The 24,686-nt window shown below is 53.0% G+C and carries 28 protein-coding genes; 22 read left to right on the top strand and 6 right to left on the bottom strand.

The genetic code is table 11. From position 1 onward, the window contains the following. Nucleotides 1–27 precede the first annotated feature (27 nt). The 14 genes from JDW22_RS02760 (at nucleotide 28) to JDW22_RS02695 (ending at nucleotide 12,039) form a co-directional block, all read left to right on the top strand. Nucleotides 28–1,206, top strand: a complete 1,179-nt coding sequence (locus JDW22_RS02760; RefSeq protein ID WP_200521604.1) for an ATP-binding protein — start codon at nucleotides 28–30, stop codon at nucleotides 1,204–1,206. Beyond that, entirely contained in the window at nucleotides 1,196–1,720 is a 525-nt protein-coding gene (locus tag JDW22_RS02755) for a hypothetical protein (RefSeq protein ID WP_200521603.1), read from the top strand. Before JDW22_RS02760 ends, JDW22_RS02755 begins: the two co-directional genes overlap by 11 nt. A gap of 75 nt (nucleotides 1,721–1,795) precedes the next feature. Further along, nucleotides 1,796–2,080: a head-tail connector protein gene (locus JDW22_RS02750; RefSeq protein WP_200521602.1), complete on the top strand. Its 285-nt coding sequence runs from the start codon at nucleotides 1,796–1,798 to the stop codon at nucleotides 2,078–2,080. Nucleotides 2,081–2,090: 10 nt separating this feature from the next. After that, nucleotides 2,091–2,420, top strand: a complete 330-nt coding sequence (locus JDW22_RS02745; RefSeq protein WP_200521601.1) for a phage head closure protein — start codon at nucleotides 2,091–2,093, stop codon at nucleotides 2,418–2,420. 67 nt (nucleotides 2,421–2,487) lie between these two features. Then, on the top strand, nucleotides 2,488–3,006 hold the full coding sequence (locus JDW22_RS02740; RefSeq protein ID WP_200521600.1) for an HK97-gp10 family putative phage morphogenesis protein: 519 nt from the start codon (nucleotides 2,488–2,490) through the stop codon (nucleotides 3,004–3,006). Continuing rightward, entirely contained in the window at nucleotides 3,003–3,329 is a 327-nt protein-coding gene (gp17, locus tag JDW22_RS02735) for a tail completion protein gp17 (RefSeq protein WP_200521599.1), read from the top strand. Before JDW22_RS02740 ends, gp17 begins: the two co-directional genes overlap by 4 nt. 55 nt (nucleotides 3,330–3,384) lie before the next feature. After that, nucleotides 3,385–4,035, top strand: a complete 651-nt coding sequence (locus tag JDW22_RS02730) for a hypothetical protein (protein ID WP_200521598.1) — start codon at nucleotides 3,385–3,387, stop codon at nucleotides 4,033–4,035. Nucleotides 4,036–4,078: 43 nt separating this feature from the next. Then, nucleotides 4,079–6,175 carry a hypothetical protein gene (locus JDW22_RS02725; RefSeq protein WP_200521597.1) on the top strand — a complete coding sequence of 699 codons (2,097 nt, stop codon included), beginning with the start codon at nucleotides 4,079–4,081 and terminating at the stop codon, nucleotides 6,173–6,175. Further along, nucleotides 6,176–7,150: a hypothetical protein gene (locus JDW22_RS02720; RefSeq protein WP_200521596.1), complete on the top strand. Its 975-nt coding sequence runs from the start codon at nucleotides 6,176–6,178 to the stop codon at nucleotides 7,148–7,150. A gap of 40 nt (nucleotides 7,151–7,190) precedes the next feature. Further along, nucleotides 7,191–10,220, top strand: coding sequence for a tape measure protein (locus JDW22_RS02715; RefSeq protein ID WP_200521595.1), 3,030 nt, complete (start codon nucleotides 7,191–7,193; stop codon nucleotides 10,218–10,220). Nucleotides 10,221–10,355: 135 nt separating this feature from the next. Next, nucleotides 10,356–10,730 (top strand): hypothetical protein, encoded by a 375-nt coding sequence (locus tag JDW22_RS02710; protein ID WP_200521594.1) that lies wholly within the window; start codon nucleotides 10,356–10,358, stop codon nucleotides 10,728–10,730. Then, nucleotides 10,727–10,987: a hypothetical protein gene (locus tag JDW22_RS02705; RefSeq protein WP_200521593.1), complete on the top strand. Its 261-nt coding sequence runs from the start codon at nucleotides 10,727–10,729 to the stop codon at nucleotides 10,985–10,987. Before JDW22_RS02710 ends, JDW22_RS02705 begins: the two co-directional genes overlap by 4 nt. Before the next feature lie 63 nt (nucleotides 10,988–11,050). Further along, the gene (locus tag JDW22_RS02700; protein ID WP_200521592.1) at nucleotides 11,051–11,530 is read left to right on the top strand and encodes a M15 family metallopeptidase; all 480 of its coding nucleotides are present in this window, start codon (nucleotides 11,051–11,053) and stop codon (nucleotides 11,528–11,530) included. 14 nt (nucleotides 11,531–11,544) lie between these two features. Then, on the top strand, nucleotides 11,545–12,039 hold the full coding sequence (locus JDW22_RS02695; protein WP_200521591.1) for a hypothetical protein: 495 nt from the start codon (nucleotides 11,545–11,547) through the stop codon (nucleotides 12,037–12,039). A 156-nt stretch (nucleotides 12,040–12,195) separates the two neighbouring features. On the opposite strand, the gene JDW22_RS02690 is transcribed toward JDW22_RS02695, so the two are convergent. Both JDW22_RS02690 and JDW22_RS02685 read right to left on the bottom strand, forming a co-directional pair. Continuing rightward, a complete protein-coding gene (locus tag JDW22_RS02690) occupies nucleotides 12,196–12,597 on the bottom strand; it encodes a hypothetical protein (protein ID WP_200521590.1) in 402 nt (133 codons plus the stop codon). Further along, nucleotides 12,594–12,770, bottom strand: coding sequence for a hypothetical protein (locus tag JDW22_RS02685; protein ID WP_200521589.1), 177 nt, complete (start codon nucleotides 12,768–12,770; stop codon nucleotides 12,594–12,596). The genes JDW22_RS02690 and JDW22_RS02685 overlap by 4 nt, the downstream gene beginning before the upstream one ends. 93 nt (nucleotides 12,771–12,863) lie before the next feature. On the opposite strand from JDW22_RS02685, the gene JDW22_RS02680 reads away from it, so the two are divergent. Next, a complete protein-coding gene (locus tag JDW22_RS02680; RefSeq protein ID WP_200521588.1) occupies nucleotides 12,864–13,334 on the top strand; it encodes a lysozyme in 471 nt (156 codons plus the stop codon). Nucleotides 13,335–13,346: 12 nt separating this feature from the next. Here JDW22_RS02680 and JDW22_RS02675 read toward each other — a convergent pair whose 3' ends face one another. Beyond that, nucleotides 13,347–14,336 carry a tyrosine-type recombinase/integrase gene (locus tag JDW22_RS02675; protein ID WP_200521587.1) on the bottom strand — a complete coding sequence of 330 codons (990 nt, stop codon included), beginning with the start codon at nucleotides 14,334–14,336 and terminating at the stop codon, nucleotides 13,347–13,349. A 337-nt stretch (nucleotides 14,337–14,673) separates the two neighbouring features. Here JDW22_RS02675 and gmk point away from each other — a divergent pair, with 337 nt between their 5' ends. The 4 genes from gmk (at nucleotide 14,674) to JDW22_RS02655 (ending at nucleotide 18,559) form a co-directional block, all read left to right on the top strand. Next, nucleotides 14,674–15,288 (top strand): guanylate kinase, encoded by a 615-nt coding sequence (gmk, locus tag JDW22_RS02670; protein WP_200521586.1) that lies wholly within the window; start codon nucleotides 14,674–14,676, stop codon nucleotides 15,286–15,288. A gap of 94 nt (nucleotides 15,289–15,382) precedes the next feature. After that, a complete protein-coding gene (gene rpoZ, locus JDW22_RS02665; protein ID WP_200521585.1) occupies nucleotides 15,383–15,592 on the top strand; it encodes a DNA-directed RNA polymerase subunit omega in 210 nt (69 codons plus the stop codon). 237 nt (nucleotides 15,593–15,829) lie between these two features. Continuing rightward, nucleotides 15,830–16,174: a hypothetical protein gene (locus JDW22_RS02660; protein WP_003795011.1), complete on the top strand. Its 345-nt coding sequence runs from the start codon at nucleotides 15,830–15,832 to the stop codon at nucleotides 16,172–16,174. A 225-nt stretch (nucleotides 16,175–16,399) separates the two neighbouring features. Continuing rightward, nucleotides 16,400–18,559 (top strand): RelA/SpoT family protein, encoded by a 2,160-nt coding sequence (locus JDW22_RS02655; RefSeq protein WP_200521584.1) that lies wholly within the window; start codon nucleotides 16,400–16,402, stop codon nucleotides 18,557–18,559. A 172-nt stretch (nucleotides 18,560–18,731) separates the two neighbouring features. Here JDW22_RS02655 and hfq read toward each other — a convergent pair whose 3' ends face one another. Then, the gene (gene hfq / locus JDW22_RS02650; RefSeq protein ID WP_003795017.1) at nucleotides 18,732–19,016 is read right to left on the bottom strand and encodes an RNA chaperone Hfq; all 285 of its coding nucleotides are present in this window, start codon (nucleotides 19,014–19,016) and stop codon (nucleotides 18,732–18,734) included. A 306-nt stretch (nucleotides 19,017–19,322) separates the two neighbouring features. On the opposite strand from hfq, the gene JDW22_RS02645 reads away from it, so the two are divergent. Together JDW22_RS02645 and rep are read left to right on the top strand one after the other, a co-directional pair. Then, nucleotides 19,323–19,619, top strand: a complete 297-nt coding sequence (locus JDW22_RS02645) for a hypothetical protein (RefSeq protein ID WP_200521583.1) — start codon at nucleotides 19,323–19,325, stop codon at nucleotides 19,617–19,619. A 212-nt stretch (nucleotides 19,620–19,831) separates the two neighbouring features. After that, entirely contained in the window at nucleotides 19,832–21,832 is a 2,001-nt protein-coding gene (gene rep, locus JDW22_RS02640) for a DNA helicase Rep (RefSeq protein ID WP_200521582.1), read from the top strand. 4 nt (nucleotides 21,833–21,836) lie between these two features. On the opposite strand, the gene JDW22_RS02635 is transcribed toward rep, so the two are convergent. Continuing rightward, complete coding sequence (locus tag JDW22_RS02635; protein WP_200521581.1) at nucleotides 21,837–22,052, bottom strand: hypothetical protein; 216 nt, start codon at nucleotides 22,050–22,052, stop codon at nucleotides 21,837–21,839. Between the two features lie 475 nt (nucleotides 22,053–22,527). Between JDW22_RS02635 and JDW22_RS02630 the strand changes: the two genes are divergently transcribed. After that, nucleotides 22,528–24,153 carry a CTP synthase gene (locus JDW22_RS02630; protein ID WP_200521956.1) on the top strand — a complete coding sequence of 542 codons (1,626 nt, stop codon included), beginning with the start codon at nucleotides 22,528–22,530 and terminating at the stop codon, nucleotides 24,151–24,153. A gap of 114 nt (nucleotides 24,154–24,267) precedes the next feature. Here JDW22_RS02630 and JDW22_RS02625 read toward each other — a convergent pair whose 3' ends face one another. Next, the gene (locus tag JDW22_RS02625) at nucleotides 24,268–24,618 is read right to left on the bottom strand and encodes a MerR family DNA-binding transcriptional regulator (protein WP_200521580.1); all 351 of its coding nucleotides are present in this window, start codon (nucleotides 24,616–24,618) and stop codon (nucleotides 24,268–24,270) included. Nucleotides 24,619–24,686: the final 68 nt, after the last annotated feature.

The following is a 24,686-nucleotide window of genomic DNA, read 5'->3' as shown; positions in this document are numbered from 1 at the left end:
AAACAGATGATATTCACGCGAATTTTTTTGGATAATTGCTTCAACTTTCAACAAGCTCAGCTGGATTTAACGCTCAAAAAAGCCGTACATAACAGCACTGTGCCGTTTGAATATCTGGAAGAATGCCCCAAATTCCGCTTTCGCCGCGTGTGTATTCTTTCAGGTGCCAATGCCAGCGGCAAAACATCGCTGGGCAGAGTGATGAGTGTTTTCCAATCGCGCATCCGAGAAGCGGATTTGCGCGGCATCCTGAATTTTTTGCACGTTAGCCAATACGACAAAACGCGTCCAGTAGTGGCTGAATTTGAATTTGCCACCTTAACGCCGCCACGCCTTCACCGCATCTGCATCAGCACCGAAGACGAACACGGCAACATACGCTATGCTGCCACGCCGATACGCACCAACGACAGCGCACAAACGACCCGCCGCACGTTGGATCTTGTTTGGGAAAACCAAAAAACGGGACGCAAACAAGTTTATTACGCCTTTTCGTTAGACAGCTCCGTAGCATCCGTCACCCAAGCGAGCCAAATGCTGGACGAAATGAGCAAACATATCCGTTGCGGTTGGTATTATTTACTGTCAAGCAATCAACCCGAAACAGGGCATGATTTTGCAGAAGCCCCCGCCGACAGCAAGCTGATGTACCGTATTTTGCATACCTTTGACTCGTCTGTAATCGATGTATTAGACAGTCGGGACGATGACGGGTTAAACGGCTACACCGTCAAATTCAGCAACGGGCACACCATCAAGCTGGATTTGGAAGGCAACCCCACTTCGCAAGAGCGTCTGTCGCGCGGCACGTTTGATGCCATCCAGCTGGTCGGCTTTATCGCTTTCATGATGAAAATATCGTCAGACAGAATGGCTAATGATTCTGGCAGTATGACTTATTATTTAGACGAGCGCATGGCATTTGCCCATTCCGAGCTAGAACAAGCAATAGTGAATCTGATTACCGAAAAACTGGGACGGCATTCGCAATTTTTTTATACCACGCACAATTACGACATACTGGATTTAAATTATCCCGTGCATTCCTATGTTTTTTTAAGAAAAGAAGGCGCGCAAAGCCAGTTTGTGCAACCCGAGCAAACGTTTAATAAAAACGACCGCCGTCTGTTGAACTACGTTAAAAACAATTATTTTCATACCTTGCCCGACACATCCTGCGTGGAGGATTTGTTGTATGAAGATTAAAAAAAACAGTCAGCAACTGCTTATTTATGTGGAAGGGGAAACGGAAAAAGCGCTTGTTTCCGATTTAAACGTGTTAGGGAGGATAAGTAAAATCAATTTATGGGAAAAACCGCTGCATCCGCTTATCCGCACTTTGCGTCCAAACCAAAAAGTATTGGTTATTTATGATACCGATCATGTTCAATCGCCTGTCAATATTGAGCGCTTTATTGCCAATATCTGGCTGCTTGAAAAGTACCGCGCCTTGTTTGGCATCATGCAGCAAACCCAAAATTTGGAAGACGAACTGGTTGCTGCCTGCGCCAGTCTGAATGACAGGCAGCAGCTGTTCCGTCTGTTTGACGCGACAGGTGCGAACGAATTCAAAGAGCTGTTTATTAAGGCGGGCAACAGAATAGTTAAGCTGCAAAAAAACGGCTTTAACGCCGACAATTTATGGAGGCAGGCAACACATAACAAATTGTCAATTTTGGATGCCCATCGCACCTTCCATGCCAATTTACCAAAAAAATAACGCTGTCCAACCGTTATCTGATTTTTAGGCTGCCTATTGGCAGCTTTTTTATTTCTGAACAATAAAGGAACCTCCATGCCCATGCTCACCCTAGAAGAAGTCAAAGCCCATCTGCGCTACGACAGCGATGATAACGATGCCGCCCTGCAAATCATGCTGGATGCTGCCGAGCAAGCCATCAAAACCCATTGCGACCCCAATCAAGACCTAAACACCGCAGCCATCAAACAAGCCGCCTTGTTGCTGATAGGCTATTGGGACAACAACCGCAATGCCGAAAAAGACGATGCCAACGATTGGTATTTGCCGCAGCCCGTTTTAGCCTTGCTTACCCCCTATCGCACCCCTGTTGCCGTGTAAAGGATAGCCCATGAAAGCCAGCAACCTTACGCAACGCATCCAAATAGAACGCCCCATTATCCGCCGCGACGACTACGGCGCAGAAATCATCGAATGGCAGCCTGAAAGCACCGTGTGGGCAAACATCCGCTTCCCCAGCGGCAAAGAATACCAAGCAGGCGGCGTGGATTTACACAGCGTTGCCGCATCGTTTCGCATCCGCCTGAACCGCCGCATTACCCACCAAATGCGCATCATTTTTCGCGGGCAAATCTACGCCATTCTCGCTATCTTGCACGACGAGCAAAACCGCGAATACACCGATATAGTCGCCAACCTGCAAGCAGGCGAAGGCAAATAGCGTTAAAAATTCCCATTTTTTAAACCTATTTTCTTGATATATCCATCCCATCAACAGGAGCAACACTATGTCCCGTTATGGCAAAAACATGACTGTAAAAGGGCTAGACCAGCTAATCCAGCACCTAGAACACTTGCCCGATGAGATACGCGGCAAAGTTGGCAGAGCCGCCACCGCCCGCGCCGCAGATTTTTTGCGCAACGAAATCATCAAAAACACGCCGCGCGCCGCCCAAGCCTACCGCGTAACCCTTGGCGACGGCACACGCATCACGCGCAGCCCAGGCGATTTAGCGCGCGCCCTGATTATCAAATACATCCCCGAATCCGAGCGCAAACGCAACGCCGCATCCTGTCACAAAATCACCTTCAAACGCGGCGCGGATGTGCACGGCATCGGCTACATTGCCCACTTTTTGGAATACGGCACATCGCCGCACGAAATCACGCTGAAAAACGGCAACACATGGCAACACCCCGGCACGCAGGCGCAGCCTTTTATTGAGCCAACCTTTAAAGCCAATAAAAAGCAAATTGAGCAAATCATCAAACAAGCGATTCAAGAAGCCGTGAGAAATGCAATATGACCGCCGAACAGCAAATTTACGCCCTGTTATCCCCCTTGTTGGGCGTTTTCCCCGAACACTTGCCCAACAACACGCCGCTGCCTGCGCTGTTTTACCAACGCATCGGCGCGCAAAAACGCAGCACTAATTGCGGCTATGATGAGCAGCCTGAAATCCGCCTCACGCTGTTTGCGCCTTATCCCAAAGAACGCGCCGCGCTGGTGGCGCAAATTAAAGCCGTATGCGCGGCGGCAGGCTTGGAGCAAGACAACCCCACCCAATACAGTTTTGATTACGCCACCAAAGCCCATGTAGCGATATGGAGCTATCGCGTGGACGAATAGGCAGCCTGAAAAGGCTATTTTTGCCCCCTAGGGGCTTTTTTTATGGAGTAAAACAATGGCACGAGCTATTAAATTCAACCAAACCCAAATCAAAATCGCGCTAGGCTATGCCACGCAAACGGTTACGCCAAGCAAGATAGAGCGCACCGACCCACGTGCCCCCGTGTTCACATCGGCAAAACACGGCTTGGCAACAGGCGATGTGATTTTTCTAAGCGGCACGGATTATTCCACCGCCAGCGGCTATTTCAGCGTGGCGGTAAGCGATGAAAACACCTTTACCGTTTCGCGCCCCGATTTTTCGCTGCTATCCGCCGCCGATTTAGCCAAGCTGGTTTACGCCAAAGCCGAAATGTCGGGCTTGTGCGAAGCTAAGGATATTGACATTACGCCGTTTAGCGTGGACTATGAAACCGTAACCACCAACTGCGACGAAGTTTCGCGCGAAGAAGGCACGGTTAAAGCAGGCGAAGGCAGCATGAATATTTATTGGAGCATGGATAAAGAGCTGCATTTGAAATTGGAAGAAATGGGGCAAAACCAAATCGCCACCTATTTCCAATTTCGCCAGCCTAACGGTAAGCGCGTGCGTGGCTACCAATGCGCCGTTTCCGAGTTTAGCTATTCGGGCGAAGCCGACGGCAACTATTCGGGTAAAGTGGGCTTCAAGTTCCAAAGCCTGAAGCATGATGTGTTGTTACCTTAATGCAAAACGCCCCCTTGTGGGGCTTTTTTAAAGCGAGAAAATCATGGCGCAAAACCCAACATTGAGCGGTGCGCTTATCCAATGGGCTTTTACTCAATACAACCCGCAATATATGAGTGGCGATTTATTGCAACTTGCCTTTGCCCAACGCCATCCCATCGCAGGCAGTCTATTGGATTTAGGCTTTGCCCAACAAAGCACGCTGGCTGGCAGCCTGATTGAGTTGGCTTTCAGCCAAAACCGCCCGCTTACAGGCAGCTTGTTGCAATATGGTTTTACCCAACACCATGCCACGCGAAAATTCAAATTCAAAGGCAGCCAAACGCAAGGTTTTGGCGATTTTGATATTGCGGTTTATATCGGCGGCGTGGCGGTGAACATGTGCGAGTTCGCCCAAAGCATGACCATTTCGCACGGAGAAAACGAGAGTTATTTGTGCAGCTTTGTGATTCGTCCACGGCGTGATCGCAAGTTGCCGCGCGAGATTGATTTGTATCGTTGGTATGCGCAGCCTATTGTGGCGCAAGCCGTCAGCGCAAGCGAAACGGTGCAGTTGTATCAAGGCGTGGTGGACAGCGTGGACTACGATATGCAAGGCGCATTGACCATTCAATGCAGCGACCGCCGCGAGCAGCAAATCAACGCATTGCCACACAGCACCATCGCCGCTATTGGCTACACTTCCAAAGCCGCGCACGGCAACCAATTTGACACGCAAAAAGACGAGCTGGATAAACGCCTAGCCACCATTCCCGCTAGTTTTGAATTTGATGCCTACGGCACACCTTATTTAACCCCATGGCAGCCCAAAGCCGTTGCCGATGCCGTGCTATCGCCTTGTGTGATATACAAGCGCGAGCCCAAATTATCGCTTGCCAGCGTGGGCGGCGTAACCAACGCGGTTGAAGTGGAAGTGTCGTTGCAGCACACGCGCCTGTTGCAGCGCAGCCATGTGATTAGCATGAATTTGGGCATAGGTGTGTGCGAATACGCCAAATTTGGGCAACTGCCCGATTTGAACGAAATCAACAGCGCAGTCAATGAAACAGGCTGGACAATGTGGGGATTTAGCTTGGAGCGCGTAGCCCGCACAGGCTGGTATAACTGCAATGGGCGGCAAATGGCGTGGTATCGCGATGGCAACGCGCGGCAATACGACGACAACGGCAAGCTGGTCAGCAAAAGCAAGCTGTTTAACAGCGATGTGGTGTCAGGCGAAATTGAAATGATTAAACGTTGGACGCAAAACATCGCGCAAACCATCAAGCTGCGCGTGGAAAACCGCGCTTCCATCGCCCGCTATCAAGAAGTGAAGCAAGGCATCAGCTTTAATGTGAACGTTGAGCCGCCCAAAGGGCTAGATTGGGATACTGCCGATAATCCACACGCGGATAAAGTGCAATACGAGGCGAGCAGTCAAAATAGGCTGGATTACCCATTTTCCCGCCAAGGCAATTTTCCGCGCATCCCCCATGCTCGTTTTCAGGCTGCCGATAATGGCGATTGGTATGCCGATTTTGACGATTCGGGCGGCGAGTGGGCGCGCACCTTGCAAGTGGCGTATCACACGGCATACACGATGATTCTTGCCGCGCATCGGCAAAACACGGTGGAATTGGAAGTGAAATTTATGCCGCACCTAGACCTGCGCCACACGCATGAAATCCAGCATCCGCTGTTTCACGGCAAAGCCAAGGTATCGCATTTCACCCACAGCTTTAACTTTGAGACCAAGCTGGGGCAAACCACCGTGCAATACCGCTTTTTCCAAAACGCCGAAGACAATGGGCAATACACGCCATTTAGGCAGCCTGAAAACCCTACGCAGACCTTTCCGCGCTACACGAATCGCAGCAGCGTGGGCAAAGTGTTGTTGCCCAAGGGTGGTGAAGATGAAATCGCCGGCAGCATGATGGGCGGCAGCCTAGAAATAGGCATGGAACGCTATCGCTACGGCATGATTTATCAGCGCGTGAATGGCGCGGTGGTGCAAGGCAAGGAGCAAGAGAAGTATCAAGCCGTTGTGCTGCGCTTTAAAGCCCCCGATATTGAAGCAGCGAGCACGGATACGCGCACCTTGGAGCGTAAATTAACGTATAGCGTGGGCGTGCCCAATGACGCAATCAGCGTGAGGATTTAAATGGATTCCAACGAATTAAGCCAAGCCATCCGCAAAATCATCGGCTATCCCGAAAAAAACAACCAAAGCCAAGAAGCCCGCCAAGGCAAGCGCGTGTTGGGCGGGGTGGGCGAATATTGGTACAACGGCGGGGGAAGTAGCAAGAATGGCGATAAAAAAGGGGATGACAAAAAAGGGGATGACAAAAAAGGCGACAAGAAAAAGGGCGGGAAAAAAGGCGATGACCAAAAAGACCCCATCGGCGACCCGCTGCGCCGCCCACAAGTAGGCGAGCCGATGCCGCGCTTGGAAGGCTTGCACGATTGCGACACAGGGCAATGCGTTGCGGTGAATTTTGACCCTAATATGGTTAAAAAACCCGACGGCTGGCAAGACCCTTGCACGCCGCCTGCGGCGAAAAAAGGGGAGGAAGTATATGAAATTCCACTGAGTTATTGGGAGAATGGGTGGAGTAAGGCAAAATTGATTAAGGTGGTTTATACACGTAACCCTGAAAAGATTGAAAGTATTGCCCAACGACTTGTTAGCGAAGTTAAATTTCCTACTAATGTGAAGCAAGAACCAAATGATGAACCACCTAATTTCCCTTATTCTTTAAGTAAAGTTTATTATGGGTGGGGCATGTATAGTAGAAAAATGTGGTACGGCGGAGAGCTACGCGCGGATGCATGGGTGCCTTTGTTGTATCAACCCATTATTGCAGACGGCGGCGAGCCTGTAGATGATGGAAGTGGCGGCAAACCAGCCGATTGCGCCGAAATGGTAGCCACCTCAGGCGGCTTTAAACCTGCCTGCGAAAACACAAGCAGCTATCCGCCTGCCTTGCAAGGCTCAACCACAGGCTTCACGCTGTGCGATGCCAACGGAAATCCTGTGGACATTGAAACCAATGGGCGCGGCTGGAAAATCACCACCAAAGACTACACCGCGATTGTGGATGAAGAGTTTACCGTGCAATCGGTAACAGATAATTAAATCAGGCAGCCTGAAAGCTGCCTTTTTTGTGGAGTAAAACATGGCAGCCACCGATATATCCATCAACCTAGATGCAAGCGGTTTAAACAGCAGCACGCAATCGGCGATTGATAGCTTAACGCGGATGCGCGGCAGCTTGGGCAGTTTGTCGCGGGAACTGCAACGCAGCGAAGCTTATTTGCGCGGCGGCGCGAACGCGGTAACAGCGTTGCGCATCCAGAATGTGAACGCCACCGATGCACAACGTGCCACTTTGAACGCCGTGCATCAACACAATATCGCGCTTGCCGAGCTGCGCAACCGCATTGAAGCGCAGGTTGCCGCTGAAAATCGCCGCCGCGCTGCGGTAGAAAGCACCTTATCGGGCTTACGCAACCAAACCCTTGCCATCGGGCGCACCGCCGCGCAGATGCAGCTTATGGAGTTGCGCAGCAACGGTGCAACCGCCGCGCAAATCCGCCAAGCGCACGCCATGCAAAACTTGATTGCCGCTCACGAGCGCATCAACCTCAGCAGCGGCAGTTCGTTGGGCAACGCCGCAATTGCCGCAATCGGCATTGGCAGCGTGGCAGGCATCGCGCAGATGATGGACAAGTGGACGGAGTTTAACAACCGTCTGAAGCTGGTTACCGCATCCAGCCAAGAGTTGCAAACCGCGCAAAGCGAGCTGTTAAACATCGCCACGCGCACGGGGCAGAACTTGGACGGCGTGGCGAGCGTGTATCAACGCTTTGCCGCCAACGCCAAGCAGCTAGGTATCAGCCAGCAAGACACGCTGGGCATCACCGAAACCGTGAACAAAGCCATTGCCATAAGCGGGGCGAGTGCCGCTAGCGCCAACGCAGCGCTTATCCAGTTTGGGCAGGCGTTGGCAAGCGGCGTGTTGCGTGGCGAAGAGTTTAACTCGGTGATGGAAAATGCCCCAGGTCTCTCCGCTGCGATTGCCAAAGGGCTGGATGTGCCTGTGGGCAAATTGCGCACGTTGGCGAACACGGGGCAGCTAACCGCCGATGTGTTGGTTAAAGCCTTGCAACGTGCATCAAGCAGCGTGGATGCCGATTTTGCCAAAACCGATAAAACCATTTCGCAAAGCATGACCAATCTCAAAACGCGGCTGGTGGAATTTGTTGGCAAGTCGGGCGAATCATCGGGCGCGGTGAAAGTGCTTTCAGGCAGCCTGAATTTGCTGGCGAACAACATCAAGCCTGTGGTAACGCTGCTCACCGCATGGGCGGGCGTGAAGCTGGTTTCGTGGCTGGTAACGTCTGCCGCGTCTATGGCACAAAACGTCGCCGCGCATATTGCCTTGCGCCAAGCCGCCGCCACATCTGCCATTGCCAACGGCAGCAACGCGGTGGCGATTACTCGCGCAGGCACGGCGGCGCAGATTGCCGGTTTGCAGGTAACAGGCTTTTCAGGCAGCCTGCGCGTGTTGGCAGCATCGGCAAGGGTGAGCACCGCATCGTTGCACAGCTTTGCCAGCACGCCTGTGGCGGCAGGGCTGGGCAAATGGTCGTTGGGCTTAACTGCCGTGGCGGCGGGCTTTACGGGGCTTGCCGCCGCCATCCAAGCCGCGCAAGGCAAAAGCGCGGACAACTGGATTTATGGCATGGCAAACAGCTTGGTTGGGCTGGATAACGAAACCGAAAGCATCGGCACCAAGCTATACGATTGGCTGCACCCGATAGACCAAGCCACGCAGAAGCTGCAAGAACAGCAGAAAATGGCGCAGAAGCTGCAAGAAACTTTGGGCAACACCCAACAATCCACCGCCGAGAAAATAGCCCAAGCAGGCAGCGTTGCCGCCTACAAAGCGGAGAACACCAAGCTGGATGATTTGCGCAAATCGTTGTCCGGCAGCGTGGTTAAGTACACCGAGCAAAACGAGCAACTGGGCAAAAGCAAGGAGCAGTTGGAAAAATTGCGCTTGGAGCAGGAAAAAGCCGCCGCCATCATCAAAGCCCGCGCCGAGATTGAAAAATCGTATGCACAATACACGGGCAGCGACAAGCAGGATTTAATCAGTAAAGATTTGGCGCAGGCATCCAAGCAGATTGAGCAGGATTTCCAGGCTGCCACGCGCGAGCTGGATAAATACACCCAAGCGCAAGCCGCCGCAGCCGCTGCCACCAAGGCGCGCGAAGCGGTAGAAAACAGCATCAATGGCTTGCAAGAGAAGCTGAAATTGTCCTACGCGGCAACGCAAGACGAAGCCGAGCGCATGAAATTAGCCATGCAAGGCGCGAGCGCGGCGCAGTTAAAGCAGGTGGAGGCTTTGCAAACTGCCGTGGCGCTGCAAGAAAAACAGAACAAGGTAAATCAAACCTTGGAAGACTTGCGCCAAGAATTGCAGCGCGTGGGTAAATCCGCCGCTGAAATCAAGCTGATGGATTTGAAAAATGCAGGCGCAACCGCCGAGCAATTGCAAGAAGCCCGCGCCTTGCTGGATGCCACCGCTGCCAAAGAAGCCAGCTTCAAAACCATTGAAGGCGCGGGCAACAAAATGGACAAGGCGGCAGACAAAATGCTGCAAGCCAACGGCGAAAGCAGCATCGACGCGCAATGGACAAAATACAAGGCGCAGGCGGATGAATACAACGCCACGCGCAAGTACAACGCGCCGCTGCAATCGCTTGCCAAGGCAGGCATAGACCCGCAAACAGGCGAGAAGCTAGATAAAGCTGCCGCCATGCAAGAGCGCATCGCCAACGTGATGCAAGCCGTTGCCACGCTGCAAGGCAACGCTACGCAGCAGCAAACCGCTAGCATGGAGCGGGCATCCACGGCAATGCAAACCGCCGCGCAAAACCTTGCCACGCCTGCCGCGCAAAACAGCGAAACCCTGTTTAGCCAAGCGGTGAATGCGTTTGGCGCGGCGGTGGGCAGCTTTGCGGGCATGATGGGCAAGCAGGATGCGATGCAACACATTACGCTGGATTTCAGGCTGCCTGATGGCAAGGCATTAAGCGGCAAGCTGTTTGCCGAAAGCAGCTTTGTGGAGCAGTTGAAAAAAGTGAGCCAACAGGCGATGTTTGAAACGCTACAAGGCGCGGCGCGGGCGAAATCTTAATCTACTGTACTTGATACAAATAATTGATTTTTATTAAATTATTTATTTTTGTTGTACCTAAATATAGGCAGCCATTTTCAGGCTGCCTTTTTTTATGGAGAAAAGCATGGATTTAAATGGCAGAAAGGAGCGGCAATGCCAGTAAACACAATCAACACCGCTGCGGCGGTCAATATCAGCGCAATCGGCATCGCGGGGACGTTTTTTGGTATGCCGATTGAAGCCCTAGTGCTGGGCGCGGTGGGCGGTGCGGTGGCTTTGGGGCGCAGCGAGCCGAGTGGACGGCGGCAGGCGGTGTCAGGGCTGATTGCCAGCATGATGTTGGCGGGGACGGCATCGCCACTGGTGGTGGAAATGGGGGCGCATTATCTGCATTTGAGTGATGCGTCGCTGCTCAAAGCCTTTGTGCCGTTTGCCATCGGGGCGACGTGGCAATGGTTTTTGCCCAAGCTAACCGTGTTGGCGGAAGCGTGGTTGCAGAAAATCTTTAAAAAGGGAGACGGGCAATGAATGAATATCTGGATATGCTTTGCGGAATGATTATTTTTGTGTATTGCGCGTGCCGTTTGGGCGGACGTTGCTGGCGTTGGCATGATTTGGAATTTTGGGCGCATTTGGTGCTGATTGGCAGCGCGGTGGCGATTGTGGCGCAACGCGAAGATGTGCCGATGGAAGCGGTGCTGTTCCGCTTGGGCGTGGCGGGCTATTTTTGCGCGCAGACGTGGAAGATTTGGCAGATGCAGCGGCGGATGAAACGTTGTGAATGATGGCAGCTTTTTCAGGCTGCCTTTTTTTTGCGCCCATGTGGCGCGTTTTTTATGGAGTGAACTATGAGCTATAAATTAGGCAATACCAGCCAACAACGCCTTGTCGGTGTGCATCCGAACTTGGTTAAAGTGGTGCAGCGGGCGATTGAAATCACCGCGCAGGATTTCGCTGTAAACGAGGGTTTGCGCACTTTGGAACGCCAACGCCGCCTTGTGGCTTCTGGCGCATCGCAAACGCTTAACAGCAAGCATTTGAAGCAGGCGGATGGCTTTGGGCACGCGGTGGATTTGGTGCCGTGGGACGATTTTGACGGCAACGGCACATCGGAAATGAGCTGGCATTGGGGGCATTTTTACCCCATCGCCGAAGCGATGCGGGCGGCTGCCAAGGAATTAGGCGTGCGCGTGCGCTGGGGCGGCTGTTGGCAATGTTTAAACGACACCACTAAACCCGCGCAGGAATTGGTGGCAGATTATGCGGCGGCGCGGCGGGCGGCGGGCAAAAAGGCGTTTACGGACGGACCGCATTTTGAGTTGTGTTGATTGGAGGTTATCCGATGAATATCTACTGGAAATTTGGGCTGGCGTTGGGCGTATTCGCTGCGCTGGTTTCAGGCTGCCTGATGTATGGGCGGCAGGAATATCAGCGCGGACACGCAGCGGCAACAGCCCACTACGAAAAACAGGCGTTGGCAGCCGAAAACGCGCGAATAGCCGCCGTGCGCCAAACCGAACAAAAAGCCGCGCAGGATTACGCGGCGAAATTGCAAACCATTGAACAGGAGAAACAAGATGCGAAAAACGCTAATCTTACTTTGCGCCGCGAGCTTGACCGCTTGCAGCAGCGTGTCGCCCAACAAAGTCGTCAAGGCGGAAGTGTCAAAAACCTGCCCCAAACCGCCCGCCCATCCGCCGATGCAAACGCTGCCCAAGGCTGGGTTTTATTCGGAGAGTGCGGCAAACACTATGCAGCAATGGCTGAAATAGCGGATGGGCAACGCGATAAGCTGGCAGAGTGGCAGGCTTGGGGGGAAGTGGTGGATGGGATGTAGCTAATCCAGCATATCGGGCGTTGCAGCCGAAACGGGATTAGAATGCTTGGGCGGTACTCAATAATTTATTTGATGGTGGCGACATAGGCGTCGCTGCCATTTTTGAAAGGGAAACCCAATAAAAAAATCCGCACGGGGCGGATTTTGGGGAAGCCGTTATTCTTCGGTGTTCCTCTGTTTTTCCAAAACCTGGGCCTTGCCCCGGTTCAGCCCGGCGAAGTAGCCCAAAAGCACTGCCCCACCGATTTTAATCAGTTCCAGTGCGATTTCCGTATTGCCCGTCATCATGGCGCAAATGAGAACGAGTGCGATGAGCAGCGATACGACGCCGAACAGCATGAGACGCGATTTGCTGACCGAGGCAAACACATTGCCGCGCTTGTCAAAGTCCTCCTTTTGCGCGGCGATGGTTGCCAAAGCGATGCGCTCGTTCGAGGCGATTTCGTCGCGGCGTATGTCGAGCTCGGCGCGTTTGTTGGCAAGCTCCTGTTTTTGGTATTCCAAAAATTCGCGTACCAGTTCCTGCTGGTTGTCCGGCTGTTCGGGCAGCATGTTCATACCTCTGCCAAAACGGGGACTTTATAGTGCACACGGAAAAAGCCGTAGCCGTCTTTGCCCAATTTGGGCGGGACGAACTCCACTTTTTCTATGTTGTCTGATTTATTTTTGATTTCGTCAAGATAGGTTCGGGCGTCAAAAACGCGTTCTTTATACGGAATAAGTATTTTCATATCGAATCTCCTTAAGGGGATTAACTTACTGCGCGAAATTATCGCGGGATAATAACCGCCGCAAGGCAAACTTGTCAAACGAAAGGACAAAACATGAACGAAAACTTGAAAGTAGATGATTACGGCCTCGAACTGCTGGAAAAATTCGAGGGTAAAAGCCATCAGGCATACCGCGATAGTGTGGGCATCCCGACTATCGGCATCGGCTTTATCCGCTACACGCTGGGCGATAAGGCGGGACAAAAGGTGCAGATGGGCGACGTGATGACGGACGGCGAAATCCGCGCCGAACTTGCGAGCCAAATCCAAACCTACGAAAAAGCAGTGCGTGATGCGGTGCGGGTCGAACTGACCCAATCACAATTTAACGCCTGCGTGAGCCTATGCTACAACATCGGCGCGAAAGCGTTTGCGGGTTCGAGCGTGGTGCGTGAACTGAACCAGCGAAAATATCAGGCAGCCTGCAAAGCCTTTGAGCTGTGGAACAAGGCGGGCGGCCGCGTGGTGCAGGGGCTGGTGAACCGCCGCGCGGCAGAACAGAAAGAGTTTTTCCGCAATGGTTAGACGGGATACGGCCTAATCCAGCATATCGGCAATTTCTGCCATATCGGGTCGGTAGTACACATTGAGCAAGATGCTCAAATCGCGGTGCCCTGATATTTTTGCCAGCGTTTCCACAGGCACTTTTTTGGATAGTCGCGTTAGGGCTTCGCGGCGGCTGTCGTGGAAATGCAGGTCTGTGATGCCGCAGTTGTCGCGGGCGCGGCGAAACAGCACGTCTAGGCTGTGCGCTTGGATTTTGAACACGCTAATCGGGTCAATCGGGCGCAGTTTTTCCAATAGGGCGATGGCACGTTTGGTTAGAGGGACATCGCGCGGATGCCCGTTTTTGCTTTGGGCAACGTGGGCGATGCGGCGGTCAAAGTGGATGTTTTCCCATTTGAGCGCGCAGATTTCGCCTGCTCGCATGGCGGTCTCTATAGCAAAGAGTAGGGCGATGGCGCAACGCTGGGTAATCAGATGCGGTGTTCCGTTTTCGGTGTAGTGTAGGGCTTCGCAGATTTGCCGGATTTCTTGCGCGCTGGGGCGGCGGGTGCGCTCTTTGGATGCTTGTGGTTTGCTGATTTTGCGCACGGGGTTTTCGCGCAATAGCCCCCATTCTTTCATGGCGTGTTCGCAGACGGCGGAAAGTGTGGATAATTCGCGTATTACGCTGTCGGTTGATACTTGTCGCAGGCGCTCGTCGCGCCAGTCGGCAAAGTCTTGCGGGCGCAGGTCTTCCAGGCGGATATGTGATAGCGGCGATTTTAAAATGCCGTTGATGCGATAGGTTTCGGAACGGCTGCCGCGTTTTTTGACGGTTTCGGTGCTCAAATATCGTTGTAAAATGTCGCCAAAGAATACGTTTCGGCTTTGATTGCCTTGTATCCCGTCTCGGATTTCTGTTTCTACGCGCGCCGCCCATGCTTTGGCATCGGAATGCCGCTCAAAGGTGGCAGAACGCGAAACGCCGCGCATTCGGATTTGCACGCGCCATTTGTTGCCTCGTTGGATAATGGTTGCCATGGTGTTTTTGGTGTAATTTTTGGTGCAATCATTATCGGTTAAAAGCGGTTTTGTGTGTAGGTTTGGTGGGCGTGTTATTTTTTAATACGTTGTTTTATAGAGTGAAATAGGGTGTTTGTGTAGGATGAGTGGGCGTTTAGAGTTGCTCTCCATCCGCACCACACTCAAAAAGCAGCCTGAAACGGCTGTTTTTTTACGTCTTAACGGCATGAAGGTTGAACGGATGTTGCTTGCGGCTGAAATCCCAAAAGCGCGAACCATGCTGTTAATTTCCGCAGTAGGCAGCCTGAAAACTATGGCATAATTGTGTGTGATTTTGTAATAAAAGGTAAACACCATGACAACCTCCAAAGGCAATGTATTCGTTATCTCTGCCGCATCGGGCACGGGCAAAACCACGCTGGTTTCGCGTTTGACCGCACACAATCCGAACATTCGCGTGTCCGTTTCGCACACCACGCGCGCGCCGCGTGAAAACGAGCAGCACGGCAAGCATTATTATTTCACCACGCGCGAGCATTTCACCGAATTGGTGGGGCAGGGCGCGTTTTTGGAGCATGCCGAAGTGTTTGGCAATTTGTATGGCACCAGCGCGGCGGCGGTGCAGGAAATGTGCGCGCAAGGCTTGGATGTGATTCTGGAAATTGATGTACAAGGCGCGGAACAAGTGCGCAAGGCGTTGCCCGAAGCGGTGAGTATTTTTATTCTGCCGCCTTCGCTTGCGGTGTTGGAGCAGCGTTTGCGCAACCGCCAAACCGACAGCGAGGAAGTCATCTCGCGGCGGCTGAGCGAAGCGGAGCAGGAAATCCGCTATGCGTTTGCGTTTGACTATATTGTGGTGAACAACGATTTGGTGCAGGCGGAGAGCGATTTGCTGCATATTTTTAAGGCGCAACGCTTATTGCTGCGTAATCAAACGTTAAACGTTGAAAAAATATTGCAAAATCTTTAAAATTCAATTCTTAACAATATTTTCAGGCTGCCTTATATTTTAGCTTTGCTACGCAGGCTGCCTCAAACCCACCCGCAACAAGGAAATAAGCAACATGGCCCGTATCACTGTTGAAGAATGCATTGAAAAAATCCCTAATCATTTTGATTTGACCCTTGCCGCCGCGCGCCGTGCCCGCCAGCTTGAAAACGGCACCACGCCTTTGGTGGAGGATATCCGCCACGACAAGCCTACGGTAACGGCGTTACGCGAAATCGCCGCCAGGCAGGTTACCAGCGAAGAGATGTTGTCGCGCGTTAAATAATGGTTTTCAGGCTGCCTATTGCGTTTGCTTGCGCGTTGGGCAGCCTGAAATGTTTAGAACCTGCATTCACTATTTACATAGGCATCTTTTATGCCCTAAAAACGCGGCTACCGCGTTAAAAATGCCCGCAAGGTGTCCGACCTTGCTGCGCTTTTTGTCTTGTACCCGCGCTTTTATGTCATAAAATCTACCTATGTAAATAATGGATACAGGTTCTTATAACTGGAAGGAATCATCATGTTAAAAAAATTGGTTTTGCTCGCCCTGATTGCCCCCGTGTTGGCAAACGCATCTTGGTTGGAAGAGCGCCGCTGCGGCAATCTTTACGAAGCAGGCTTTGCCACAGGCTTGTATTTGGGGCAATGCGGCGTATCCGCCGAAGCCATGCGGCAAAAATACGAACCGCGCTTAACGCAGGCGCTGAATAAGCATAACTGCGCCCAATACAACGAAAAAAACATCGCCAAGCTGAACCAAAACACCGAAGCGCTGAAAGCTAAATATTTGAAAAAAGCCGGCGCGCCCAATTTCTGCGCGAATTTTGATGCAGAAATCGACAAGCTGTTTCGCAAGTATGAATAGTTGCATTAAGGCAGCCTGAAAACCTGTTTGCCGTGTTCAACACGCATGCCCGCTGCACGGTTTTCAGGCTGCCGGATTGCTTTAAGCGTCGGCCATGCGCAAAACGCATGATGCCTTTTTCAGGCTGCCTAAACTCACGCGCAAAGGCAGCCTTGCTCCTTTGCCCTGAGTATAAAAGGGCATACCACAGCGCAACACGCAAGTTAATCAAGTCCCAACACCCCCATGCCCATTCCCTCTCTCCAAGCCTCTTACGACCCGCTCACCGCCGATTACCGCAACAAGCTGTTTCGCGAAGCCGGCTATCTTTCCGATGCCGAGCAACGGCAGCTTGAAACCGCCTGCGCCTACGCCTTTCGCGCCCACGACGGGCAAACGCGCAAAAGCGGCGAACCCTACATCACCCACCCCATCGCCGTCGCCACCGAGCTTGCCCGTTGGCACATGGACATCCAAACACTCAGCGCAGGCTTGATGCACGATGTATTGGAAGACACGCCCGTAACCAAAGCGCAAATGGCAAGTGATTTTGGCGACACCATCGCCGAAATGGTGGATGGTTTGTCCAAATTGGAAAACCTAAAATTTGACAGCCAAGCCGAGCAGCAAGCCGAAAGTTTCCGCAAGCTGATTTTGGCGATGACCAAAGACGTGCGCGTGATTATCGTCAAGCTGTCCGACCGTCTGCACAATATGCGCACGCTGGGCGCAAAAAGCCCCGCCAGCCGCCGCCGCATCGCCACTGAAACGCTGGAAGTCTATGCCCCCATCGCCAACCGCTTGGGGCTGAACCACGTTTACCGCGAGCTGCAAGATTTGTCGTTTTACGCCATGCACCCCCATCGCTACGAAATTCTCAAACGCGCCATGACCGCGTTCAAAAAAAATCGCCACGACGTGATAGACCGCGTGTTGCGCGACATCAACCTGCGCCTTGTTGCCTGCAATATTGAAGCGCAAATTCGCGGGCGCGAGAAAAATCTCTACAACATTCATCAAAAAATGCTGTCCAAAAAACTCAAATTTGAAGAAGTGTTGGACATCTACGGCTTTCGCGTGATTGTGAACAGTATCCCCGCCTGCTATGCCGCCTTGGGCGCGTTGCACAGCTTGTATCAACCGCGCCCTGGTAAAATCAAAGACTACATCGCCATCCCCAAATCCAACGGCTACAAATCGCTGCACACCACGCTCAACGGCCCATACGGCTTGCCAATTGAAGTGCAAATCCGCACGCGCGAAATGCACGCCATCGCCGAAGTGGGCGTGGCAAGCCATTGGGCATACCAATCCAGCAAGGAAGATGAAGCCACGCTGCGCACCAACCAATGGCTGCAAAATATTTTGGATTTGCAAGCGCGCAGTGCCAACGCGATGGAATTTTTGGAACACGTTAAAGTGGATTTGTTCCCCAACGAAGTCTACATCGTTACGCCCAAGGGCAAAATTATCACGCTGCCGCGCGGGGCAACGCCGATTGATTTTGCCTACACCATCCACACCGACATCGGGCATCGCTGCGTGGGCGCGCGCGTGAACCGCGTTGCCGTGCCGCTCAACACCACGCTTAAAACGGGCGACACGGTGGAAATCATCACCTCCGCGCAGGGCAAGCCCAACCCCGCTTGGCTCAATTTCGCCAAGTCCAGCCGCGCCCGCAGCGCCATCCGCAGCTACATCAAAAACACCAACCATGCCGACGCGATTGCCTTGGGCGAACGCCTGCTCGCGCGCGCGTTAAACAGCTTGCTGCCCAAAAAAGTGGCGCAGTCTGAAACGCTGAAAGACAAATATTTGCAATCGCTGGAAGAGAAAAAACAAACGTTTGAAAACGTGTTGTATCAAGTGGGCATGGGACGGCTATTGCCCGTGTCGGTGGCGATGGAAATTGCCGATTTGGCGGGTGAACATTGGGGCGGCGAAGTGAAATTAAGCCCAATTCAAGTGAACGGCAACGATATGCCGCATGTGCATTTGGGCAAATGCTGCCTGCCCCTGCCGGGCGACAGCGTGCGCGCCGTGATTGTGGCCGACCAAGGGGTCATTATCCACCGCGACAACTGCGCAGCCTTGCTTAAAACCGACAGCGAGCACCAGCTTGATGCCGATTGGGCGATGCTGCCCGACAACGCCGGCCGAACGTATGACGCGGCGGTGGTGGTTTCGTCGCTGGATGCGCACGCGCTGCTGGCGGCGATTACTTCCGCCATTTCCGACAACGGCGCGGACATTGCCTCGGTAGACACGCTGTCCAAATCGCAAAGCGGCACGGAAGGTTTTGTGGCGTTCCGCTTTAACTTGAACGTGCGCGATTTGGCGCATTTGAACGCGGTGATGGCGGCGTTGCATCAGATTCCGCAGGTGCGCAAGGTTACGCGGGTGTGAGGTGGCTTGAGGCAGCCTGAAAACCATGCCAAACGGTTTTCAGGCTGCCTCATCGTGTATGCGCTGCATTGCCGTTAACGCGATGCATTATTTCCCGCCCCCAAAAACATTTCAGGCTGCCCATCATTATCAAGGCAGCCTGAAAATCATCTTGCGCTTACTTGCGTTCGCATCATTCCGCAGCGGGCGCAGTCGTTTCCACTTGTTGCAACGCAGGTTTGTTGCTGTTGCCGTCGTGTTGCACGCTTACTGCGCGGGCGGGAACAATGGTAGAAATCGCGTGTTTGTACACCATTTGCGTAACCGCCGTGTTGCGCAGCAGCACCACATATTGGTCAAACGATTCCACTTGCCCTTGCAATTTAATGCCGTTTACCAAATAAATGGAAACGGGAACGTGTTCGCGGCGTAATGCATTCAAAAAAGGGTCTTGTAGAAGTTGTCCTTTGGTTGTCATTGTTATTAAACTCCGATGTTATTATTGCGAACCTGTTTTCAGGTTCAAAAACGGGCGCAAACGCCCAGCCGTAAAGGATTTGAATTGTAATTCAAACCGCTGCTTTTACCAAATTGTTTTTGTTATTTGGCTTATAATTTTTGACCGTAATCATATTCACTGCGCAAAAATGCGTTTTCAGGCTGCCAAACCATGACTTTCCCACCCACCTTGTTCCCCTATCTTGCGTAAACAGGCGCGCAAAGTATCGCCGGCTTAACCGCGCTGGCGATTTCGCCCGATGAACGCGCCGAACACGCGGCGGTGTTGCGCCAAATTTTCACCGAGCAAAACGGCTATTTGTCGCGCGAACAAAGCGGCGCGTATTATCCCGCCGAGCTGTTGGAATACGCGCTGTATCACCCCGAGCACGCCCAAGCCTACACCATGAGCGTGTTGATTTTGTTGCAAACGGCGGTGTGGCACAGGCAGTTTCCGCCCGATTTAGAAATGGCGGCGCAGCGTTATCAGCAAGAGGTGCGCGAAACATTGCCCGCCAGTATGCGGCAGGCGTTGGATGAGGCGTTTCGCTATGCAGCAGGTATGTTCAGGTGGATTGAGTAAACCATTTTTCAGGCTGCCTCTGGCTATGCCACACGCCAAAATAGGCGAATAACAAACATTATATTAATCAACAACATAAGGCAGCCTGAAAACGGATGCAGCGCGTGGGGCAAACGCAAAATAAACGCAAACCACATCCCATCGCGCAACGGCTTTTAGCTTCGCCACTCCGTTTCGCTACGCAGGCTGTCGCCATCATGCAAAGTAAAACCATGAAATTGAACCCCCAACAACAAGCCGCCGTGGAATATTTGGGCGGCGCATTATTTGTGCTGGCGGGCGCGGGCAGCGGCAAAACGCGCGTCATTACTGAAAAAATCGCCTACATGATTACGCAGGCGGGCTACAAGCCGCACCACATCGCGGCGATTACGTTCACCAACAAGGCGGCGAAAGAAATGCAAGAGCGCGTGCTGGCGCGGCTGGGGCGCGAGCAAACGCGCGGCTTGACCGTGTGCACGTTTCATTCGCTGGGGATGCGGATTTTGCGCGAAGAAGCGCAACACATTGGCTACAAAAAGAATTTCTCTATTTTGGATGCGTCCGATAGCGCGCGAATTATCGGCGAATTGCTCGGCAGCACGGGGCGCGAGGCGGTGTTTAAGGCGCAGCATCAGATTTCGCTGTGGAAAAACAATTTGCAAACGCCCGAAGCGGCTTTTCAGGCTGCCGATGATGATTGGGCAAAGCAAATCGCGCAGGTGTATGCCGCGTATCAAACCACGTTGGCGCATTATCAAGCGGTTGATTTTGATGATTTAATTCGGTTGCCCACGCTGCTGTTGCAGCAAAATTCGGAGGTGCGCTTGAAGTGGCAACAGCGTTTGCAATATTTGTTGATTGACGAATGCCAAGACACCAACGCTTGCCAGTATGCGCTGATGCGCGCGCTGGTGGGCTTGGAGGGGCGGTTTACGGCGGTGGGCGATGATGACCAGTCTATTTATGCGTGGCGCGGGGCGAATATGGAGAATTTGCGCCGTTTGCAAGAGGATTATCCACAGATAAAAATCATCAAATTGGAGCAGAATTATCGTTCCACCGCGCGGATTTTGAAGGTGGCGAACCAAGTGATTGCCAACAATCCCAAGCTGTTCCCCAAAACGCTGTGGTCGCAGCTGGGCGAGGGCGAAGTGGTGCGCGTGGTGGCGTGCCAAAGCGAAACGCACGAGGCGGAATTTGTGGCGCAGCAGATTGCGCGCAACAAGCTGATTTATGGTGCAAATTTTGCCGATTTTGCCATTTTGTACCGCGGCAACCACCAAGCGCGGCTGTTTGAAGATGCGCTGCGTTCGGCGCGGATTCCCTATCAGATTTCGGGCGGGCAAAGTTTTTACGACAAGGCGGAGATTAAAGACGTGTTGTCGTATCTGCGCCTGCTGGCGAACCCCGACGACGACCCCGCGTTTTTACGCGCGGCAACCACGCCCAAGCGCGGCATTGGCGACACCACGCTGGGCAAGCTCAACGATTACGCCAAGCAACATGAATGCAGCTTGTTTCAGGCTGCCCAAAGCATGGAGGCGTTGGCGGCGTTGAGCGCGAAAAACCGCGAGGCGGTGCAGCAATTTGTATATTTGATGCAGGATTATCAGGCGCGAGCGGCGGCGGACGACGCGGGCGAAGTGGTGCAAAATTTGTTGCAAGAGATTGAATACGAAGCCTATTTGGCAGGCGCAGATGAGGGCGGCAAGGCAGCGGAAATGCGTTGGCAAAATGTGCAGGATTTAGCTGGCTGGTTGGCGAAAAAGGGCGAAGAGGGCGAGAAAAATTTGATTGAACTCACGCAAACCATCGCGCTGATGACGCTGCTGGAAGGGCGCGACGATGGCGAAATAGACGCAGTGAAAATGTCCACCCTGCACGCCTCTAAGGGCTTGGAATATCCGTTTGTGTATTTGGTCGGCTGCGAAGAAGGGCTGTTCCCCCACGCCGACAGCGTGGAAGCGGGCGCGTTGGAAGAAGAGCGGCGGCTGATGTATGTCGGCATCACCCGCGCCAAGCAGCAGCTCACGCTCACGCACTGCATCAAACGCAAGCGGCAGGGCACGTTTGTGTTCCCCGAGCCGAGTCGTTTTATCAACGAAATGCCGCAAGGCGATTTAGATATTTTGGGGCGCAAGGGCGGCAAGCCGATTGTGTCCAAAGAAGAGGGGCGCGAGCGGCTGGGCAATATGCTGGCGATGCTGAAAGCGAAAACGGGGCGGGAATAGCTTTTCAGGCTGCCCAAGCATTGATGCAGCCTGAAACAGAACATGGCGTATCGCCGCCATACCCACTCTTTCCATTGCCGTAGCGCAAACGTTTCAGACTGCCTTTGGGCAATGCAAAGGCAGCCTGAAAACACAATACGCAATGGAGCGGCGACGGCTCGTCGCCCAATGCTAACTGATTGCGCCAAGGCAGCCTGAAAACACAAAACCGCTTGGGCATTGCACCATTCCATTTTTACTGAATAGATTGCCTTTCAGGCTGCCTAACTATTCACGAATGGTTAATACAACTGCCCATTCCCCTACGTCCAGCCGAACGCAGCATTCTTTTTTCGGGAAAAAGCGTGCGCTTGTTCGACGACGCACGAAGTGCGGCTAGTTCGCACGCGCCGAAAAAAGGATGCGTAGTGAGGGAAGTCTGCGAAGCAGACCTGCACGTCGGGGTCGCCTTTCTTTTGCTTACTTTTCTTTGGCGAAGCAAAGAAAAGTAAGTGCCCGCTGGCATGAAGCGCATGGTTAAAACTACACCCAAAGCTAACCACAAAGCACCCACCCAAAGCGTGGTGTGCGGCGCAACGCACGTTCTGGCAAAAATTCATTTGGCGTTGCCACACCCTATTTACCACCCGCCCACAAACTTTTACTTACCACCAATTTGCGTTAAAATCGCGCATTCCAACACAGGTATCACCATCATGACAAAATTCATCTTCGTAACGGGCGGCGTTGTTTCTTCATTGGGTAAAGGCATCGCCGCCGCTTCTATTGCCGCCATCCTAGAATCGCGCGGGCTAAACGTAACCATGCTCAAACTAGACCCCTACATCAACGTGGACCCAGGCACCATGAGCCCGTTTCAGCATGGCGAAGTGTTTGTAACCGACGATGGCGCAGAAACCGATTTAGACCTCGGACATTACGAACGCTTTATCCACGCCACGCTCACCCGCGCCAACAGTTTCAGCTCGGGGCAAGTGTATGAAAATGTTATCGCCAAAGAACGGCGCGGCGACTATTTGGGCGGCACGGTGCAAGTCATCCCCCACATCACCGACGAAATCAAACGCCGCATCCACGAAGGCGCGGCAGGCAAAGACGTGGCAATTGTAGAAATTGGCGGCACGGTGGGCGACATTGAATCGCTGCCGTTTTTGGAAGCCATCCGCCAAATGCGCAGCCAGCTCGGTCGCGCCAACACCTTGTTCGTGCACCTGTCTTTCGTGCCCTACATTGCCGCCGCCGGCGAAATCAAAACCAAGCCCACGCAGCACACCGTTAAAGAAATGCTCAGCATCGGCTTGCAGCCCGACATCCTTATCTGCCGCATGGACAGAATCTTGCCCGATGAAGAACGCCGCAAAATCGCGCTGTTTTGCAATGTGGAAGAACGCGCCGTGGTGGGCAGCTACGATGCCGACAGCATTTATGAAGTGCCCGAAATGCTGCATAATCAAGGCATTGACACCATTATTTGCGAACAGTTGCAGCTTAACGTACGCCAAGCCGATTTAACCGAGTGGAAAAAAATTGTTTATGCAATCAAAAATCCGCAGCACAAGGTAAACATCGCCATGGTGGGCAAATATGTGGATTTAACCGAGTCATACAAATCGCTCACCGAAGCCCTGCGCCACGCGGGCATTCACACGCAAACCGATGTAAACATTACATATATTGACAGCGAAACGCTGGAACAAGACGGCACAGGCAGCCTAAAAAACTTTGATGCCATCCTTGTACCGGGCGGCTTTGGCTCGCGCGGTGTGGAAGGCAAAATCGCCGCCGCCCGTTTTGCCCGCGAGCACAACATCCCCTATTTGGGCATTTGCTTGGGGATGCAGATTGCGCTGATTGAATACGCCCGCGATGTGGCAGGCTTGGCAGGCGCAAACTCCACCGAGTTTGATTTGAAAGCTGCCCACCCCGTTATTGCGCTGATAGACGAATGGCAAACCGCTGATGGCAGCGTGGAAACGCGCGATGAAAACACCGATTTGGGCGGCACCATGCGCTTGGGCGCGCAAGAAGTGGAATTGAAGCCAAACAGCCTGGCCGCCAAAATCTACGGCGCAACCCAAATCCGCGAACGCCACCGTCATCGCTATGAAGTGAACAACCATTATGTGCCGCAGCTGGAAGCGGCAGGCTTGGTGATTGGCGGCGTGTCGGCAGGGCGCGAGCGGTTGGTGGAAACGATTGAGATTCCGAACCACCCTTGGTTCTTCGCCTGCCAGTTCCACCCCGAGTTCACATCCAATCCGCGCAAAGGGCATCCGCTGTTTACCGCGTTTGTGAAAGCGGCGTTGCAGCATCAGAAGTGACGGATGAACACATAGGCAGCCTGAAAACGGGATAAACCGTTTTCAGGCTGCCTTTTATGGCGGGTTAAAATAAAAACGAGGCAAGGCGACGATTACCAACGGATGGATGGCTTTTCAGGCTGCCTTATCTCTTGCCGCCAGCAAATCCGCCAGCAGCCGCGCCGATTGCTGCAAACGCGCGATTTCGCCCACCAAATCTTCCTGCGTGGAAGCCAGCCGCGCGCGCAATTCGGCGCAGAACTGTTGCGGCTCATCGCGCAGGCAATCGCGCATCAGTGCCAAATCTTTCAGCGGCACGCCCGCGCGGTTGAGCTGCGCGGCTTTGCCGATAAACACCGCATCCGCCGCATCGTATTCGCGCCAGCCTTGCGCAGTGCGGCGCGGCATCAGCAGCCCCGCCGTTTCGTAAAAACGCAGCATCCGCACGCTCACGCCGCATTGCCGCGAAAATTCGCCAATTTTCATTTTGCTTTTCCTATTGCTTCTCACATGGTGTCAGGCTGTATGCTGGCCGCTTTCCATTTTTTGAGAGG

This window comes from Kingella bonacorsii (assembly GCF_016623605.1).
Taxonomy (GTDB): Bacteria; Pseudomonadota; Gammaproteobacteria; order Burkholderiales; family Neisseriaceae; genus Kingella_B; species Kingella_B oralis.
The sequence above is the reverse complement of the archived record's forward strand: the minus strand, read 5'-3'. Positions and strand labels throughout refer to the sequence as shown.